This window comes from Actinoplanes solisilvae (assembly GCF_003999975.1).
In the GTDB taxonomy this organism is placed as follows: Bacteria; Actinomycetota; Actinomycetes; order Mycobacteriales; family Micromonosporaceae; genus Actinoplanes; species Actinoplanes solisilvae.
On record NZ_RJAC01000007.1, the window covers coordinates 254329 to 272286 of the forward strand.

Consider the following 17958-nt stretch of genomic DNA (forward strand, 5'->3'; position numbering starts at 1 on the left):
TGTCACGCCCTTGCGTCGGCAATGGTCGAGGAAGGCAAGGGCGAAGGAACGCGACGGGCCGGAGCGAGGGGGAGGCGACGGAGATGTCCACGAACACCGCAGAGGGCTGGCCGCTGGAGGTCACGGCCATGACGAGTCCGCCGGGGGCGCACATCGCCGGCGAGATCGACCTGGCCACGTTGCCGATCTTCGACCTGACGCTGGAGCTGCTGGTGGGCTGCGCCAGCGACGTGGTCATCGACCTCAACGAGGTGACATTTCTCGACATAGGCGGCGCGAGAGCCCTGGCCCAGGCCACCAGACGCGTGCACGACCTGGGCCGTCGGCTGTGGATCCGCGACCCGTCAGCGCAGGTGCGGCACCTGATCGCGTCGCTCGGCTGGGCCGGCCTCTACGACTGGGAACCGGGCATGAGCCTGGCCACGAGCTCGGCGATCGGGCCGGTCCGCGCCGAACGGAAGCCGGTTCCGGCCCAGAGGTTGATCGCGTCGGCGTCGGCCGCCTGAGCCGCGGCGGCCCGGATCGGCGCGGTCAGGTGGTGGATCGCCGGATAGCCGACCGGGGCGGCGGCCGAATAGGTGTCGGTGAACCGGTTGCGCAGCGCCCGCGCCGGCTGCCCGGTGAAAGCCCTGGTCACGACGGTCTCAACGGCCCGGCCGGTCAGCATGAAGTCGCGCTGGGCGGCGCGTGTGCCGGCCTCGTCGGCCAGCAGGAAAGCAGTGCCGGCCTGGACAGCGGCGGCGCCCTCGCGCAAAAGAGCCGCGACGTCGGCGGCCGTTTCGACGCCACCGGCCGCGACGACGGGCACCTCGAACCCGACCGCGGCCAGCACCTCGAGAGTGGTGCGGTCACCCGCGAACGAACCCGGCGAAGTGGTGGCCGAGTGCCCGCCGGCCGAACCACCCTGGGCGATCAGCGCGTCCGCCCCCACGGCGAGCGCCCGCCGTGCCTCGTCGGTCGACGTCACCGTGATCAGCACGCGGCTCCCGCCCCGCTGAAGCGCGGCGACGACGTCGCGGGAGGGCTTCCCGAAGGTGAAGCTGACGAGCGGAACCCCGTACGCCCGGGCCAGTTCGACCTTGTCAGCGAAGTGATCGTCGTCGTCGAGCCGCAGCGGAGGCAGTTCGACGCCGTAACGCTCGGCCTCGGGCCTGAGCAGCTCGCGGTAGCGGGCGACAGCCTCCACGTCGGGCGGGGGAGGACCCGGCACAAAGATGTTCAATCCGTACGGCCCGTCGACCGCGCGCAACTCGTCCTCGACGACCGACGGCTTCTTGTAACCGGCGGCGAGAAAGGCGGTGGCCCCGGCTTTCATGGCCGCCGTGACGAGCGCGGGCGTGGAGGGGCCACCCGCCATCGGAGCGACCACGAGCGGACGAATCAGGTCGAGCATGCGGGAAACTCTAGTCGTGGTGCTCGAGCCGGCTCAGGGTGTGATCGGCCACCGCCCGCCAGCCCGAGTCGATCGTCAGCGAGTGGCCGCGGTCGGCGAACTGCTTGAGCTCCGTCGTAGAGCTTCTACCTCGCCCGGACGGTCACGCCCGGTTTCCCAGGATGGCCGTGATCAGGTCGGTGACGGGGCTGAGCAGGTCTTCCTTGGTCGCCGAGCGCAGCGGCTCGAGCGTGGTCGTGGAGCGCAGCAGGGCGATGCCGAGCGCGGCGGCGATCGTCACCTGGGCGCGCAGCAGCAGGCGGTCGTCGCCCTCCTCCCAGCCGGCCAGGGCGGCCAGCCGCTCGGCGAACGTGCGCAGCATGCCGATGCGGATCTCGTCGGCCCGGGCGTCGCCCGACGAGCGCAGCAGCAGCACGAGGTAACGCGGGACGCCGTCGGAGTCGATGCCGGCGGCCTGCTCGGCGATGCGCTCGGGCACCTCGTTGAGCGTGGTGGCGCCGGTGCTGCGATGGAAGTCGTCGGCCGCGGTGGTCAGGCAGGCCTCGAACAGGCCCTCCTTGGAGCTGAAGTAGCGGCTGATCAGCGCGACGTTGACCCCGGCGTCGTCGGCGATGTCGCGCACGGTGGTGGCCGCGTAGCCGTCACTGGCGAACCGGGCGCGGGCCGCCTCGAGCAGGGCCTGCCGCGTGCGGGCGGCATCGCGGCGCTTCGTCGGCGTGGGACTGCTGGTCACCTGACCCAGCGTACCGGCCTCGCCTCGGAAGTAAACAACTGTTGACGTACGGGATTATCACTCGTGCGGTGGGTGGGAAATTTCCGAGTCCGGGGCCGGAATGGTCGATGATCGGGCGATGAGTGACGACACTGCCACAAAGATCCTGTTGTCCGAATCGGAGATGCCGACGAGCTGGTACAACATCGTGCCGGACCTGCCCAGCCCGCCACCGCCCGTGCTGCACCCGGGCACGCTGCAGCCGGTCGGGCCGGACGATCTGGCCCCGCTCTTCCCGATGGCCCTCATCGAGCAGGAGGCGACCACCGAGCGCTACGTGACGATCCCCGAGGAGGTGCAGTCGGTCTATCGGCTGTGGAGGCCGTCGCCGCTCTACCGCGCTCACCGGCTCGAGAAGGCCCTCGGCACGCCGGCGAAGATCTATTACAAGTATGAGGGGGTGTCGCCGGCCGGTTCGCACAAGCCGAACACGGCCGTGCCGCAGGCCTACTACAACGCCTCGGCCGGCATCCGGCGCCTCACGACCGAGACCGGGGCCGGGCAGTGGGGGACCGCCCTGGCGTTCGCGGCCGCACAATTCGGGCTCGAATGCGAGATCTGGCAGGTCAGAGCCTCGTACGACCAGAAGCCGTACCGGAAGCTCATGATCGAGACTTTCGGCGGGACGATCCACCCGTCGCCCTCGGACCTGACCGCCTCGGGGCGCAAGGTGCTCGCCGACGACCCGGACTCACCCGGCTCGCTCGGCATCGCGATCAGCGAGGCGGTCGAGGTCGCCGCGCAACACCCGGACACCAACTACGCCCTGGGCAGCGTGCTCAACCACGTCCTGCTGCACCAGACGGTGATCGGCGAGGAGGCGCTGCTGCAACTGGCCAAGGTGGGCGCCGTCCCGGACGTGATCGTTGGCTGCACGGGTGGCGGGTCCAACTTCGCCGGGCTGGCGTTCCCGTTCCTGCGCGAGAAGCTGGCCGGGAAGATGGCGCCCGTGATTCGCGCGGTCGAGCCCGCCTCGTGCCCGTCGCTCACCCAGGGCACGTACGCCTACGACTTCGGGGACACGGCCGGGATGACACCCCTGATGAAGATGCACACGCTGGGTCACGACTTCATCCCCGACCCGATCCACGCCGGCGGCCTGCGCTACCACGGCATGGCCCCGCTGATCTCGCACGTCTACGAGCTCGGGCTGATGGAGGCGGTCGCCAAGACGCAGCGCGAATGCTTCGAGGCGGGGGTGACCTTCGCGCGCGCCGAGGGCATCATCCCGGCACCCGAGCCGACGCACGCGCTGGCGGCCTGCATCGAGGAGGCGCTGCGCTGCAAGGAGACGGGCGAGGCGAAGACGATCCTGACGGCGCTCTGCGGGCACGGGCATCTCGACCTTCCCGCGTACGGGAAATTCCTGTCGGGCGAACTGGAGGACCACTCGCTGTCCGAGGACGCGGTCGCGGCGGCCCTCACGCGGCTGCCGACGGTGTACGGCTGACGTCACGGGGCGGGGGCCGACTGTCCCCGCCCTGTTCCGCCTGGGCTCACGTGTTTTCGCCCCCGTTTTGCCGCCCTCTTTGCGTGCTTTCTTTGCGTGCCTCTTCACGTGGTCGACGGAACACGCGGCTGACCTTGTTCTTCCGCACGCCGCGGCGGCGGATACAGTCATTCGCCGGGTCGTCATCAGGAGCTGTGACTAGTGGCTGTTTTTCTGCTCGGTGTTGCTCGTTTCTGTTTGTTGCGGGCAGGTTTTGCGTCGGGCTGGGTGGTCAGCGCGCCACGTGTCAAGGCCGTCTTGGGACCAGAGCAGAGTGCGGCCGATGCGCTGCGGTTCGGGGAAGCCGTTGGAGCGTTCGGCGAGGACGTAGAGGGTGCGCCGGGTGATCCCCAGGTGGGCGGCGGCCTCGTCGGAGGTCAGGTATCCGGGCAGCATGGGGGCCACTCTACAGGTTGCATGCACCCAGTCCGTGCTAAGGTGCTTCCTGCACGCACTCAGTACATGCCTGGAGGTGGGCCGGTGAAGGTCACCCGTGTTGTGTTCTCGCACCGGCTCAACCCCGGCAAGTACGCCCGGCTCGAAGAGCAGGCCCGCCGCCTCGGCCGGGTCCGCACGGAAGTATGGCAGCGCTACGGCTCGGTCACGGGGGCCGCCCTGTCGGACCGGCAGGTCCGCGACCGTTGGCTCGCCGACGGCACCCATCACCGGTTCGGGGTCCTCGCCAACGCGTGGAAGGAAACCCTGCGCGACGCGATGGCCGACATCGCCGCGCACCGCGAAGCCGCGAAGATCCCGGTCAAACGGGCCGTGCACGCCCGCGCCACCGACCCCGCCGAACGCAAGCGCATGTTCACCGCGCTGAAGGCGGGCACCTGGCCTGCGGATCCGTTCCTGGCCCGGCAGATGCGCCAGCACTGGCAGCGCGGCCACAACCGCACCCACAACCAGATCGTCGTCCGCGCCGACCAGCACAACACCCGCGCCGACGACCGCGGCCGGCTATGGCTGGCCGTGCCCGGCCTGAAACGCCGCCAGCTCGTGAAGATCCCGCTAAACACCACGGTCACCCCGACCGGCACGCTCCGGCTGATCCTGCGTAACAACCGGGTCGAGGTCCACTACCAGATCGACGCCGCCACCATGGCGTCCTCGCAGCGGCCCTGCGGTACCGCCACGGTCGGCGTGGACAAGGGCTACACCGAGGCGTTGACCGACTCCGACGGCCAGCACCACGGCACCGGCCTCGGCACGCTGCTGACGGCCGAGTCGGACCGGATCAAGGAACGCAACCGCCGCCGCGCCAAGCTTCGCTCCATCGCGAACAGCACCGCGGACAAGGCGAAAGCCGACCGGATCCGCAAGAACAACCTCGGCACCGTGAAGCGCGACCGGCAGGCCGCGAAGCACCAAGCCCGGGTCCGCACCGAGATCTTCACTGCCGTGCACGCCGCGGTCGACAAGGCCGCCGTCGTGGTCGCCGAGGATCTGACCAAGACGTTCGCCGGGCATAAACCGCTCGGCAGGAACATGAACCGCCGTCTCGCCGGGTGGACCAAAGGGGTCACCGCCGAGGCGCTCAAGAACGTGTCGGAGCGCAGAGGTTCTGCGCTCGTCCACGTCAACGCCGCGTACACCTCGCAAGCCTGTCACCGGTGCGGAACCCTCGGGCGACGCAACGGCGACAGGCTTCACTGCACATCGTGCAGGGTCGTGTGGCAGGCCGACGTGAACGCCGCGATCAACGTCCTGCAACGACATGGTGATCCCGACATCACCCTGCACACCCCGCACCGCGTGGTGAAGCAGATCGTGCAGCAACGGGCCGATCGTCACCGGAGCAGACTGCCGCTCCCGGACTCCAGCCCACCGTGCAAACGGCGGGCGGAGAGCGAACCATCCGAATGCCTCACTCTGCTCTGAGCAGATGTGAGCAACAAACAGGGAGCAGGGAACAGGCTGGTGTCTCAAGGTCCCCGGCGGCTGAGCGCGCACCGGATGGCCCTGGCGCTCGCCCTGGTGTCCGCGGGGCCACCACTGGTGGTCCACAACGGGTGGCGGGGGCTGGTCCTGGCCGTCATCGGCGCGGCCTACGCCGCCTACCTGCTGCTGGGCAAGCGCTGGCCCAGACTGCGCCGCCCGGCCGGTCGCCGCCCAGCTCAGTCGGGGGTGGCGGCGCCTGCGCGTCCAGCCTCGCGGCTCGTCTTCGAGCAGCCGGGGGCATCAGCCGAACCTGAACAGGCTGCTGCTGAGCACCCGGCCCTGCCCGTCGTGTTCGAACACCCGGCGGCGTCGGTCGAGTCCGGGCGCGCGGACCTGCCGGTCGCCTCCGGGCGTCCAGCTCCGCCGGTCGTCTTCGAGAACCCGGACGCCCCGGGGCACCCGGATTTGCCCCCGGTCTCCCGGCGTCCAGCTACGCCGGTCGTGTTCGAGCAGCCGGAAGCGTCGTCGCAACCCGATCCCTCCGTCCACTCGGAGCCCTCGCCGCAGCCGAATCCGGCGGCCCGCTCCGAGTCCTGGACGGCCCCGCAGCCCGCTCCCCGTTTCCGGCACGAGCAGCCCGGGGAACGCGACAACTGATCCGCCCGGCCGACCGGCGCCTGCCTCTCGGCCGGCCTCAGCCCTCCCGACGTCAGCCCTCCCGACCGGCGTCAGCCCTCCCGGCAGGCCTCAGCCTTTCCGCGGGCCCCAGCCCCTTCGCGGCCGCTCAGGCGGAGTGTCGCCAGACGACGGGGGAGTCGAGCAGGACGCTCAGCTCGACCGGTTCGACGCCGCCGATCTGCTGCAATACCGACTCGGCCGCCGTACGCCCTATCTCGCGCGCCGGCTGATGCACTGTCGACAGTTGTGGCTGCGCCCGCAGCGCCCACGAACTGTCGTCGAAGCCGACCAGCCCGACGTCCTCCGGAACCCGCCGCCCCGCCTCGCGCAGCGTCTCCAGCGCTCCGGCCGCGACAGCGTCGGAAGCGGCGAACACACCGTCGATTTCCGGTTCGCGGTCGAGCAGCGCGCGCATGCCCTTCACGCCGTACGCGTAGTCGTATAACGGCACGTCAGCGACCAGTTGCGGGTCGAACCGGTCGCCCAGCGCCTCTTTGAAGCCGGTCAGGCGGTCGGCCCCGGAGTCGCGGTCAAGGGCGGCCGCGATCATGCCGATCCGCTGCCGTCCGGTCTGCATGAGGCGCCCGGTGATCGCGCGGGCCGAGCCGACGTTGTCGATGCCGACGAACGGGATCGTGCGGGCCAGGTCGGGCGGGTGGCCCACGAACGTCGCGGGCAGTCCGATCTCGGCGATCAGGCGCGTGATCGGGTCGTGCGAGCGGGCCGACACGATGATCGCGCCGTCGACGAAGCCGCCGCTCAGGTAGCGCCCGACCCGCTGCGTGTCGCGGTCGGAATCGATGACCAGGCTGACCATCTGGTGGTCGGCCAGCGACAGCGCCGCGTTGGCGCCCAGCATGATCGCGCCGATGTTCGGGTCTTCGAGCAGCAGCGAGTGGGGCTCGAGCGCGAGGAAGCCGACCGCTTGGGATCGTTGCCGGGCCAGGTTGCTGGCCGCGCGGTTCGGAACGTAGCCGACCTGCGCGATCGCGGCCTCGATGGCGGCTCGCGCGTCGGTCGAGACGTAGCCGCCGTTGAGCACCCGGTTGACCGTGCCCCGGGAGACCCCGGCGGCCGCAGCTACGTCATGCACGGTGGCGCGAGTCTTTCTGGGCGCGGAGGCGCGAAGTGCTGGTTCGGGTGCGGCGGTGCGGCGTGCTGGTTCGGGCGCGGTGCGGCGCGGTGGCGCGGGCGCGGTGGCGCCGGATGTTCTTTTGGGCGCGGCCACGTCCTGCGCGGTGGTGCGGCGCGGTTTCTCAGGCCCGGTCACGGCCCACATCGTACGGCCCCTATTGACCTCGAAACGGGACCGACCCTAGTGTGTGCCCGTTCACACATTCGTCATCGCGGAGTTTTCGCGGCGAAATGTGTGCACGTGCACACACGAGAAGAGGCAGCCCGCTCTTGAAGGCGGCCGGCGGGGGAGGTTCGACGCAATGGGTTTCGTGCTCGGCTGCGACTACAACTACGAACAGTGGTCGCCCGACGTCTGGCGCGAGGACATGGCGCTGATGCGCGAGGCCGGGGTCGGCCTGGTCGCGGTCAACGTGTTCGGCTGGTCCGAGATCGAGCCCCGGCCAGGCGAGTACGACTTCAGCGCCCTCGACGAGATCGTCGGCCTGCTGCACGACAGCGGCATCCGGCTCAACCTCGGCACCGGCACCGCGTCACCGCCGCCGTGGCTGACCCGCCGCCACCCGGACGCGCTGCCGGTGACCGCCGACGGCACCACCCGCTTCCCCGGCGGCCGCCAAGCCTGGTGCCCCAGCTCGCCGGTCTTCCGGGAGCACGCCCTGCGCCTGGTCGAGCAGGTCGCGGTCCGCTACGGGCAGCATCCCGCGCTCGAACTCTGGCACGTCTCCAACGAGCTGGGCTGCCACAACGCCCTCTGCTACTGCGAGGCCAGCGCGGCCGCCTTCCGGGTCTGGCTGACCCGGCGGTACGGCACGGTCGAAGCGCTCAACAAGGCCTGGGGCACCGCGTTCTGGAGTCAGCGCTACGCCGACTTCGACGAGGTCCAGCCCCCGCGCCTGGCCCTCTCGGTACGCAACCCGGCCCAGCTCGTCGACTTCCAGCGTTTCTCCTCCGACGCGCTGCTCGACCACTACCGCGCCGAGGCGGCCGTGCTCCGCCGCCACTCGACCACGAAGATCACGACGAACTTCATGGTCACCGCCCACATCCGCAACCAGGACTACTGGTCGTGGGCCGCCGACATGGACGTCATCGCCAACGACCACTACCTCGACCACCGCCTGCCCGACCCGGTCGCCGAGCTGTCCTTCGCCGCCGACCTGACCCGCGGGCTGGCCGGCGGCCGTCCCTGGATGCTGATGGAGACCTCCACCGGCGCCGTCAACTGGCAGCCGTACAACCTGGCCAAGGAGCCCGGTCAGCTCGTTCGCAACTCGCTGACCCACGTGGCCCGCGGCGCCGACGCGATCTGCTTCTTCCAGTGGCGCGCCTCGGCCCAGGGCGCCGAGAAGTTCCACTCCGCGATCGTGCCCCACGCCGGGGTCGACTCCGCGGTCTGGCGCGAGGTGCTCGAGTTGTCCGAGACCCTCGACAAGATCGGGGAGGTCGCGGGCTCGACGGTCGAGGCCGACACGGCGCTCGTCTTCAGCTGGGAGTCGTGGTGGGCCACCGAGACCGAGGCCCGCCCGTCGCAGGATCTGCGCTATCTCGACCAGGTCCACGCCGCCTACCGCGCCCTGCGCGAACTGGGCGTCACGACCGACATCATCGCGCCGGGCAGCGACCTGAGCGGTTACCGCGCGGTTGTCGTCCCCTGTCTCCACATGGTGAGCGATCAGGAGGCGGCGGCGGTCACTGACTACGTCGAGTCCGGCGGCCGGGCCGTGATCACGTTCTACAGCGGCATCGTCGACCCCGACGACCGCGTGCGGCTCGGCGGCTATCCCGGTGCGTTCCGCGAGCTGCTGGGCGTGGTCAGCGAGGAGTTCGCGCCCCTGCTGCCCGGGCAGGAAGTGCCCCTCGCAACCGGCGGCCAAGCCACCCTGTGGACAGAGCGCCTGCGCCTCACAACGGCCAAGCCCGAACTCGCCTACGCGAACGGCACCCCCGCCGTGACAAGAAACGCCTTCGGAGCCGGCGAGGCCTGGTACGTATCCACCAATCTCGCCGCTCCGGACCTGCGCGCTTTGTTCGAACGCGCATTGACCGCCCAGGAAGCCGCCAGACCCGAGCACCAAGACCTGTGGAAACGCGCAACCGACGCGCAGACCAACGGCGAGCGCGCACCAGATGTGCAGAACGACGGCGATCGCGCAGCGCGTGGTCATTCGGACCTGTGGAAACGCGCGAGTGAGCTGCGCGACGGGCAGCTTGCCACCGAGGTTGTGCGACGGGGGGCCTACCTGTTCGTCGTCAACCACGGGGACGTGGATATCGAATACGCCGTGGCCGGCCATGAGCTGGTGACCGGGCAAGCGGCGATCGGGTCGGTTCTCGTGCCCGCGGGCGCGGTCCGAGTCGTACGGGAGGAATCGTGACTCAAATTCTGAGCACAGACATAGAAGCGAAGCCGGACGAGACGGCGGCGAAGCCGGGCCGGGCCGTGAAGTACGGGTGGGCGGTGCCGTTCTTCGTCGTGCCGTTCGGGCTGCTTTTTGTGCTGTTCTACCTGCTGCCGATCGGGTACGCGATCGTGCAGTCGCTCTACACCGTCGAGCGCACCGGCACGTTCGGGCCGGCCCGTGAAGTGTTCGGCGGGCTCGTGCAATACCAGCGGGTCTTCGAGAACGGGCCGTTCTGGGAGTCGATCGGCCGGGTGCTGCTCTTCGGGGTCGTGCAGGTGCCGGTCATGCTCGGCGTCGCGCTGATCCTGGCCCTGCTGCTCGACAGCGGCCTGGTCAAGGGGCGCCGCTTCTTCCGGCTGGCGTTCTTCGTGCCGTACGCGGTGCCGGGTGTCATCGCGGCGATCATGTGGGGCTTCCTCTACTCGCCCAACCTGTCGCCGCTCAAGTCGGTGACCAGCGTCGTCGATCTGCTGTCGGCCGACTTCGTGCTGTGGGCGATGGCCAACGTCGTGACCTGGGTCTACGTCGGCTACAACATGCTGATCATCTATTCGTCGCTGCTGGCGATCCCGACCGAGGTCTACGAGGCGGCCAAGCTCGACGGCGCCGGCGCGATCCGGGTCGCCTGGTCGATCAAGATCCCGCTGGTCATGCCGGCGATCGTGCTGACCACCGTGTTCTCGATCATCGGAACGCTCCAGCTCCTCGCCGAACCGCAGGTGTTCCGCAGCTTCAGCTCGGCTGTGACCAGCACCTACACGCCGAACCTGACCGTCTATTCGACGTCGTCGATCCCGAACTTCCCGCTCGCCGCGGCGTTCTCGGTCGTCCTGGCCCTCGCGACGTTCGTCCTCTCGTTCGCCTTCCTCAAGGCCACACAGCGGGGTGACCGATGACCACCGCAGTCAAAGCAGCAAAGCCCACCGCGGTCAAAGCAGCAAAAGCCACCGCGATCAAGCAGCGCACCCTGCCCATGCTCGTCATGGCCGTGTTCACGGTCTATTTCCTGACCCCGATCTGGTGGTTGTTCGTCGGGGCGAGCAAGAGCTCCGAGCAGTTCACCAGCACGAACCCGCTGTGGTTCGCCGACTTCGACCTGTTCACCAACATCAGCGACCTGGTGGCGTACAGGGAAGGGGTCTTTCTGCGCTGGCTGCTGAACAGCGTGCTCTACACCGGCGGCGCGGCCCTGCTCGGCACGCTCCTGGCCGCCATGTGCGGATACGCGCTGGCCAAATACCGGTTCCGCGGCCGCGAGCTGATCTTCAACGTCGTGCTGAGCGGCGTGCTTGTGCCGGCCACCGCGCTCGCCCTGCCGCTGTTCCTCATCTTCAGCAAGGTCGACGCGACCAACACGTTCTGGTCGGTGTTCCTGCCCAGCCTGGTCAACCCGTTCGGCGTCTACCTGGCCCGGATCTACGCCACCGCGAGTGTGCCCGACGAACTGCTCGAAGCGGCCCGCATCGACGGGTCGGGCGAGGTGCGTACGTTCTTCAAGGTCTCGACCCGGCTGATGTTCCCGGCCCTGGTCACGATCTTCCTGTTCCACTTCGTCGCCGTCTGGAACAACTTCCTGCTCCCGCTGATCATGCTCAGCGACGAGCGGCTGTTCCCGGTGACGCTCGGCCTCTACACCTGGAACACCCAGGTGAACCAGATCCCCGAGCTGCGCGGCCTGGTGATCGTCGGCGCCCTGCTCTCGATCACACCGCTGGTGGTCGCGTTCCTGCTGCTCCAGCGGTTCTGGCGCAACGGCCTCGGTGCCGGCGCCGTCAAGTAATCCCACCCCTGAAAAGGAATCGCCATGCGTAAACGCCTTAGCGTTTTACTGGTTTCGGTGCTGGCCCTGTCGGCCTGCGGCTCCGGCGGAGACACGGCCGACACCGACACCGCGGCCGCGTCGTGCGCCCCCTCGTCCGGCCCGGTCACGCTCACCTACACGACCTGGATCCCCGGGATCGAGAAGGTGGTCAAGGCCTGGAACGACAAGAACCCGAACATCCAGGTCAAGGTGCAGACCGGTCCCAACGGCAACGGCGGCACCTACGCCAACTTCTTCAATCAGCTGAAGGCGGGCAACACCCCGGACCTGGGCCACATCGAGTACGACGCCCTGCCGAGCTTCCGCGTACAGGATGGGCTCTTCGACGTTGCGCAGTGTGACATCGTCGCGAAGGCCAAGGACCAGTTCATCCCGTGGACGTGGAACCAGGTCAGCTTCGGCGACGCCAAGTCGGCCTGGGGCGTCCCGCAGGACTCCGGCCCGATGGCCCTGTTCTACCGGGCCGATCTCTTCGAGAAGAACGGCATCGCGATCCCCAAGACCTGGGACGAGTACGCCGCCGCGGCCGAGAAGGTGAAGGCGGCCGGCGGTTACATCACCAACTTCTCGCAGAGTGACATCAACCAGTTCGCGGGCTTCGCGTGGCAGGCCGGCGGGCGCTGGTTCGCCAACGACGGCCAGCAATGGACCGTGAACCTGACCGACGACAAGACCAAGAAGGTCGCCGACTACTGGCAGAACCTGATCAGCAAGAAGCTGGTCTCGACGGTCCCGCCGTGGACCACCGAGTGGGACAACGCCTACAACTCCAGCTCGGCCTGGACCTGGGTCTCCGCGGTGTGGGGCGCCAACTCGATCATGAGCGGCGCGCCGAAGACAGAAGGCAAGTGGCGGGTCGCCCCGATGCCGCAGTGGGACGCGGGTTCGACGGTCGCCGGAAACTGGGGCGGCTCGGCCACCGCTGTGTTCAAGAACTCAAAGCACCCGTACGAGGCCGCGCAGTTCGCGCTGTGGCTGAACACCTCGGAAGAGGCGTTGGCCCTGCTCAACCAGGAGGCGCAGCTCTACCCGGCGACCACCGCGGGCACCAAGCTTCCGTTCCTGGCCAACCCGGTCAAGTTCTATGGTGACCAGAAGATCTACGAGATCTTCGCGCAGGCTGCCACGCAGGTCACGCCGGACTTCACCTGGGGTCCGACGATGACTTCCACGTACGCCAACGCCTCGGACGGATTCAAGGCGGCGGTGTCCGGCAACGGCACTCTGAGCGACGCCCTCGCGGCGGCCCAGAAGCAGACGGTCGAGACCCTCAAGTCACAGGCCATCCCGGTCAAGGAGTAACAAGCGTTGTTGATCCACCTGCAGGCCGCGGGCACCAGTTTCGTCCTGGACGCCCGCGGCCCGCAGCCGCCTTCGGTCGTGCACTGGGGGGCCGCGCTCGGCGACCTCACCGACGACGACCTGGCTGCGCTCGCCGAGGCGGCCGTGCCCGCCGTCCCACCCAGCTCGCTCGACACGCCGCCGCGGCTGTCCCTGCTGCCCGCCCTCGGTGACGGCTGGAGCGGGCGGCCCGCTTTCGCCGGTACGGGCCGGCCGCGCTGGCGCTTGCGGGACGTGTCGCGGCCGTCTCCCGGATCAGTGCTGGTCACGCTGGTGGCTGCCGGGTTGGAGATCGCCACCGAGGTCGAGCTGAGCGCACAGGGAGTGCTGCGCCTTCGGCACCGGCTGTCGTTCGACGGCGACGGGGAGTTCTCCCTCGGCTCGCTCGCGGCTGTGCTGCCAGTGCCCGCACGCGCGACCGAGGTGGTGGATTTCGGCGGTCTGTGGGCGTACGAGCGCCGGCCGCAGCGCACTTCGCTGGCTTTCGGCGCCTGGACCCGTGAGACCCGTCATGGACGACCGGGGCATGACGACCCGTACCTGATGATGCTCGGAACTCCCGGGTTCGATTTCCGGGCGGGCGAGGTGTGGGCCGTGCACCTGGCGTGGAGCGGGGACAAGCAGTTGTGGGCGGAGCGCTCGACGCTCGGGCCGACGGTGCTCGGGTCCGGGGAGTTGCTCGCGCCGGGCGAGGTGCGGCTCACGGCCGGGGAGTCGTACACCACGCCTTGGACTGTCGCGGTGTGGTCGGCGACCGGGATCGACGGGATCTCGGAGCGGCTGCACGAGTGGATCCGGTCGCGGCGGGCGCCGCTCAAGCCGCGGCCCGTCGTGCTGAACACGTGGGAAGCGGTGTACTTCGACCAGAGCCTCGCGCGTCTCGAACCGCTCGTCTCGGCGGCGGCTTCGGTCGGGGTGGAGCGGTTCGTTCTCGACGACGGCTGGTTCCTCGGGCGCACGGACGATCGGCGGGCGCTGGGGGACTGGACGGTCGATCCACAGCGATGGCCGTCCGGGCTCGGGCCGCTGATTGAAGCGGTCCACTCGCGCGGGATGGACTTCGGGTTGTGGGTGGAGCCCGAGATGGTGTCGCCCGACTCTGTGCTGGCGCGGGAGCATCCCGACTGGATCCTCGGCGGGCCGGACGCGGCGACCTGGCGGCATCAGCTCGTGCTCAACCTGGCCCTGCCATCCGCGTACGCCTATGTGCTCGACAGTTTGAGCGCGCTGCTCACGACGTACGACATCGCGTTCCTGAAGTGGGACCACAACCGGGACCTGCTGCAGGAAGGGTCGGCGCACGCGCAGACGACGGCGCTGTATCGGCTGCTGGGGGAGCTGCGGCGGCGGTTCCCGGCGCTCGAGATCGAGAGCTGCGCGTCGGGCGGAGCGCGCATCGACCTGGGGATCGTCGACCTGGTCGACCGGTTCTGGACGTCGGACACGAACGACGCGCTCGAACGGCAGCAGATCCAGCGGTGGACGAGCGTTCTGATGCCGCCGGAACTGCTCGGCTCGCACGTCGGCGCCCCGACCACGCACATCACCGGGCGCACCGAGGCGCTCTCGTTCCGCCTGGCCACGTCGTTGTTCGGCCACGCCGGCATCGAATGGGACCTGACGACAGCCCCTGAGGCCGACCGTGCACAGATCGCCGCCTGGGTGCGCGAATACCAGCAGAGACGCGCACTCCTGCACGGCGGAACGCTCATTCGCTCAAACGGAGACGACCCCTCAGTTCTCGTCCACGGGGTGGTGTCGCCCGATCGGCGTTCGGCGCTCTACGCCCTCGTGACGCTGCGCGCGCCCGCCTCGGCTTTGCCCGAGCCCGTGCGTTTCCAAGGCCTTGATCCCGTACGCCGTTACACCGTGCGCCCGCTCCTGCTGGGCTCGCAGCCCCGGACGTTGCAGGACGCGCCGCCCCCGTGGCTGGTCGCCGACGGGGTGACGCTGCCGGGCCGGGTGCTCGCCGAGGTCGGCCTGCCACCGTCGCTGCTGACCCCCGAACAGGCCCAGCTGTTCACGGTGGACGCCGAACCCGCCTGATTCGGTCGCCACCCCCTCGGTCGCCGCCGACACCCGTCGCACGCTCTCGTCAGTCACGGCAGCAGGCTGTCCCCGACCAGCGACAAAACCTGGCCTGTGCTTCGCCGTCCGGGTGAGGGACAGTTGAACGAACGCGCACCGGTCGTCCACAGGCGGGTCGCGTTCCGGAAGGGCGTCCGGGGGTCCGATGAGCACACAAGACACGGTCGTCGCCATCGGCGGCGGCGATGATCTGATCGAGCGGGCGGGACGCTGGCTCCTGGCCAAGGTGTGGCTGGGCTGCCTGTTGTCCGGCGGATACGCGGCGGGAAATCACTTCGGCTGGCCACAGGGCGTGCGTGCGCTGACGGCGTTGCTCGCCGCGGTGGCCCTGGCCGCCGTTGCTGTCTGGCTCCCGTTGTGGACAAGACAGCGGCCGAGCGGCGTCGCCGTTGTGGATATCGGGGTGCGCGCGCTGGCGTGGGCAGGATTGACCATCTCCGTGGCCGGCCTGCTCGCCGGCTCCCCGGCGGTCGGAGCGGTCGCCGGCGCGCTGCTGCTCAGCACCGCGTGGCGCACCTTCGGAGACAAGCTCGTCCACCCCGCCCGATGCCCCGGCTGCGGCCACCGCCCGGCCGCTGGGTCCGAGACCCGCTGGCCGGCGACGGCGGCCGCCGAGTCCCGCCGGGTGGACGGCGGGATCTCGGCGGGTCCGTCGGTCAGGCGACCGTCGCGGGGAAGCGTTCCCAGACGCGGTGGCGGCTCAGCAAGCCCTGCACCTCGGTCAACGCCGCCTCGCCCGAGTCGGCGCTGACGACGCCGGGGGTTTCGGCGATCCCGGCCTGCGCGAGCACCTCGGCGCCGGCACCCCACGCGCCGATCGCCTTCGCGTGGCGCCATGCCTCCTCGACGAGAAGCAGGACCCGCGGGTCGACGGTCGCCGAGTCGGAGGCGCCGGCTTTCGAGTCCCGCGCGGGGATGGCGTCGGGTGCCGGGGCGGGTGCGCCGGCCAGCAGGATCGTGTCGAACTCGACCGAGCGCGCGGTCGCGAACGTGCGCTGAACGGGCACTCCGTCAACCGTTCCGCCGTGCGGGGCGATCACGAGCGGGACCATCTTGGCCGCGAACGCCGCACTGCGTACGGCGGCCAGGTCGCTCAGATCGCCGGCCGGGTCGACGACGATGCCGACGACGCGGCCGTCCGCGGGCCACTCGCCGCCCACCTGCGACAGCGTCGGGCTGGGGGTGACCTCGGGCAGGTCGACGGTCGGCGTGGGCGCGGGCAGGCCCAGCCCGGTGGCGACCTGTTCGCACAGCACCGGGTCGATGTTGGCCAGGCACTGGAGCTGACGTTCCTTGACGGCCTGCTCGTAGCACTTGGCCAGTTCGAACGTGTACGCGCGAATGATGTGCTCTTTTTCCACAGGCTGCATGCTCAGCCAGAAAAGGCGTACCTGGCTGTAGTGGTCGTCGAAGGACACCGGGTTCTCGCGGATCTTCGTCGCCTCGGCCACCCGTACGGGAATGTCGAGGAACCCATCTTCGGTGGTGAACGGGTTGCCGCCGTCGAGCGAGTTCGGGCGGTACGGGGCCACGCCGCCGTGGACGGCGTGCTGGTGGAAGCCGTCACGCAGCATGTCGTTGACCGGGCAGTGCGGGCGGTTGATCGGGATCTGGGAGTAGTTCGGGCCGCCCAGACGGGTGAGCTGCGTGTCGACGTACGAGAAGAGCCGGCCCTGCAGCAGCGGGTCGTTGGTCACGTCGATGCCGGGCGGCATGTGGCCGAGGTGGAAGGCGACCTGTTCGGTCTCGGCGAAGAAGTTCGTCGGGACGGCGGTGAGCACCAGCCGGCCCACAGGCTGCACGGCTGCGAGCTCCTCGGGCACGATTTTGGTCGGATCGAGCAGGTCGATGCCGCCGAAGGTCTCCTCGGGCGTGTCGGGGAAGACCTGGACGCCCAGCTCCCACTCGGGGAACGTGCCGGACTCGATGGCGTCGTAGAGGTCGCGCCTGTGGAAATCGGGATCCACACCCGCGGCGATCTGCGCCTCCTCCCAGTCGAGGGAGTGCACGCCGAGCTTGGGCTTCCAGTGGAACTTGGCCAGGACGGTCTCGCCGGCCTCGTTGATCAGACGGAAGGTGTGGACGCCGAAACCCTCCATCGTCCGGTACGAGCGGGGGATCCCGCGGTCGGACATGTTCCACATGGTGTGGTGCTGCGCCTCGGTGTGCAGCGACACGAAGTCCCAGAAGGTGTCGTGCGCGCTCTGCGCCTGCGGGATCTCGCGGTCGGGGTGGGGCTTGCCGGCGTGGATGATGTCCGGGAACTTGATCGCGTCCTGGATGAAGAACACCGGGATGTTGTTGCCGACGAGATCGAACGTCCCCTCATCGGTGTAGAACTTCGTCGCGAAACCGCGCGTGTCGCGCACGGTGTCGGCCGAACCGCGCGATCCGAGAACTGTGGAAAACCGTACGAAGACCTTGGTCTCTTTGTCCTTCGCCAGGAAGCCGGCCTTGGTGATCTCGGAGCCGGTGCCGTAGCCGGTGAAGACGCCGTGCGCTCCGGCGCCGCGCGCGTGCACGACCCGCTCCGGGATGCGCTCATGGTCGAAATGCGTGATCTTCTCGCGGAAGTGGTGGTCCTGGAGCAGGATCGGTCCGCGCGGCCCGGCCTTGAGCGAGTGGTCAGTGTCGCGCAACCGGGCGCCCTGAGCGGTGGTGAGATATTCGCCCTGCTGAGAATTCGCGATCTTGGGGGCGCGGCTGGGGACGCCGGTCGGCGTGACGGTCTCGGGGGCGTCCTGCTCGCTCTTGGGCGGCAGAGGCTCGCGGGGCGTGGTCGGCTCCTCGACCGTGGGCGTTCCGCTGCCGGGGGCACCGGGAATCCGGTCACCCAGCGCTTCGGACACCTTGGCGGCGGCCGCCTTCGCTGCCTTCTTGACCGCCTTGGCGGGCTTGCTGGCTACCATGTCGGCACTCCTCGAATAGTTGCTGTGGGGCAACGGCTACCCGAGC

Annotated in this window: 15 protein-coding genes; 10 read left to right on the plus strand and 5 right to left on the minus strand. The window is 69.4% G+C overall.

Annotation, left to right across the window (positions count from 1 at the left end):
• Positions 1–83: 83 nt before the first annotated feature.
• Positions 84–506, plus strand: coding sequence for an STAS domain-containing protein (locus tag EER30_RS20745; protein WP_127502150.1), 423 nt, complete (start codon positions 84–86; stop codon positions 504–506).
• Here EER30_RS20745 and EER30_RS20750 read toward each other — a convergent pair.
• Both EER30_RS20750 and EER30_RS20760 read right to left on the minus strand, forming a co-directional pair.
• The gene (locus EER30_RS20750) at positions 392–1393 is read right to left on the minus strand and encodes a nitronate monooxygenase (protein WP_127502151.1); all 1002 of its coding nucleotides are present in this window, start codon (positions 1391–1393) and stop codon (positions 392–394) included. The genes EER30_RS20745 and EER30_RS20750 overlap by 115 nt on opposite strands.
• Positions 1394–1535: 142 nt before the next feature.
• Complete coding sequence (locus EER30_RS20760) at positions 1536–2126, minus strand: TetR/AcrR family transcriptional regulator (protein ID WP_240670186.1); 591 nt, start codon at positions 2124–2126, stop codon at positions 1536–1538.
• A 118-nt stretch (positions 2127–2244) separates the two neighbouring features.
• Between EER30_RS20760 and EER30_RS20765 the strand changes: the two genes are divergently transcribed.
• Positions 2245–3615 carry a TrpB-like pyridoxal phosphate-dependent enzyme gene (locus EER30_RS20765; RefSeq protein WP_127502152.1) on the plus strand — a complete coding sequence of 457 codons (1371 nt, stop codon included), beginning with the start codon at positions 2245–2247 and terminating at the stop codon, positions 3613–3615.
• A gap of 198 nt (positions 3616–3813) precedes the next feature.
• On the opposite strand, the gene EER30_RS20770 is transcribed toward EER30_RS20765, so the two are convergent.
• The gene (locus EER30_RS20770) at positions 3814–4050 is read right to left on the minus strand and encodes a helix-turn-helix transcriptional regulator (RefSeq protein ID WP_205650323.1); all 237 of its coding nucleotides are present in this window, start codon (positions 4048–4050) and stop codon (positions 3814–3816) included.
• An 84-nt stretch (positions 4051–4134) separates the two neighbouring features.
• Here EER30_RS20770 and EER30_RS20775 point away from each other — a divergent pair, with 84 nt between their 5' ends.
• Both EER30_RS20775 and EER30_RS20780 read left to right on the plus strand, forming a co-directional pair.
• Positions 4135–5535 carry an RNA-guided endonuclease TnpB family protein gene (locus EER30_RS20775; RefSeq protein WP_127502153.1) on the plus strand — a complete coding sequence of 467 codons (1401 nt, stop codon included), beginning with the start codon at positions 4135–4137 and terminating at the stop codon, positions 5533–5535.
• Between the two features lie 39 nt (positions 5536–5574).
• Positions 5575–6192: a hypothetical protein gene (locus EER30_RS20780; protein ID WP_127502154.1), complete on the plus strand. Its 618-nt coding sequence runs from the start codon at positions 5575–5577 to the stop codon at positions 6190–6192.
• A gap of 127 nt (positions 6193–6319) precedes the next feature.
• Here the strand turns inward: EER30_RS20780 and EER30_RS20785 are convergent, their stop codons facing one another.
• The gene (locus EER30_RS20785) at positions 6320–7483 is read right to left on the minus strand and encodes a LacI family DNA-binding transcriptional regulator (protein WP_240670187.1); all 1164 of its coding nucleotides are present in this window, start codon (positions 7481–7483) and stop codon (positions 6320–6322) included.
• 166 nt (positions 7484–7649) lie between these two features.
• On the opposite strand from EER30_RS20785, the gene EER30_RS20790 reads away from it, so the two are divergent.
• From EER30_RS20790 to EER30_RS20815, 6 genes are all read left to right on the plus strand, one after another.
• Positions 7650–9725 (plus strand): beta-galactosidase, encoded by a 2076-nt coding sequence (locus EER30_RS20790; protein WP_164842412.1) that lies wholly within the window; start codon positions 7650–7652, stop codon positions 9723–9725.
• Positions 9722–10648, plus strand: coding sequence for a carbohydrate ABC transporter permease (locus EER30_RS20795; RefSeq protein ID WP_240670188.1), 927 nt, complete (start codon positions 9722–9724; stop codon positions 10646–10648). The genes EER30_RS20790 and EER30_RS20795 overlap by 4 nt, the downstream gene beginning before the upstream one ends.
• Positions 10645–11532, plus strand: coding sequence for a carbohydrate ABC transporter permease (locus EER30_RS20800; RefSeq protein ID WP_127502157.1), 888 nt, complete (start codon positions 10645–10647; stop codon positions 11530–11532). Before EER30_RS20795 ends, EER30_RS20800 begins: the two co-directional genes overlap by 4 nt.
• Before the next feature lie 24 nt (positions 11533–11556).
• On the plus strand, positions 11557–12876 hold the full coding sequence (locus EER30_RS20805; protein WP_127502158.1) for an ABC transporter substrate-binding protein: 1320 nt from the start codon (positions 11557–11559) through the stop codon (positions 12874–12876).
• 6 nt (positions 12877–12882) lie between these two features.
• Positions 12883–14961, plus strand: a complete 2079-nt coding sequence (locus EER30_RS20810) for an alpha-galactosidase (RefSeq protein WP_127502159.1) — start codon at positions 12883–12885, stop codon at positions 14959–14961.
• A 187-nt stretch (positions 14962–15148) separates the two neighbouring features.
• Positions 15149–15754, plus strand: coding sequence for a hypothetical protein (locus EER30_RS20815; protein ID WP_127502160.1), 606 nt, complete (start codon positions 15149–15151; stop codon positions 15752–15754).
• Here EER30_RS20815 and EER30_RS20820 read toward each other — a convergent pair.
• Complete coding sequence (locus tag EER30_RS20820) at positions 15660–17912, minus strand: catalase (protein WP_127502161.1); 2253 nt, start codon at positions 17910–17912, stop codon at positions 15660–15662. The two genes, EER30_RS20815 and EER30_RS20820, sit on opposite strands and share 95 nt — an antisense overlap.
• Positions 17913–17958 lie beyond the last annotated feature (46 nt).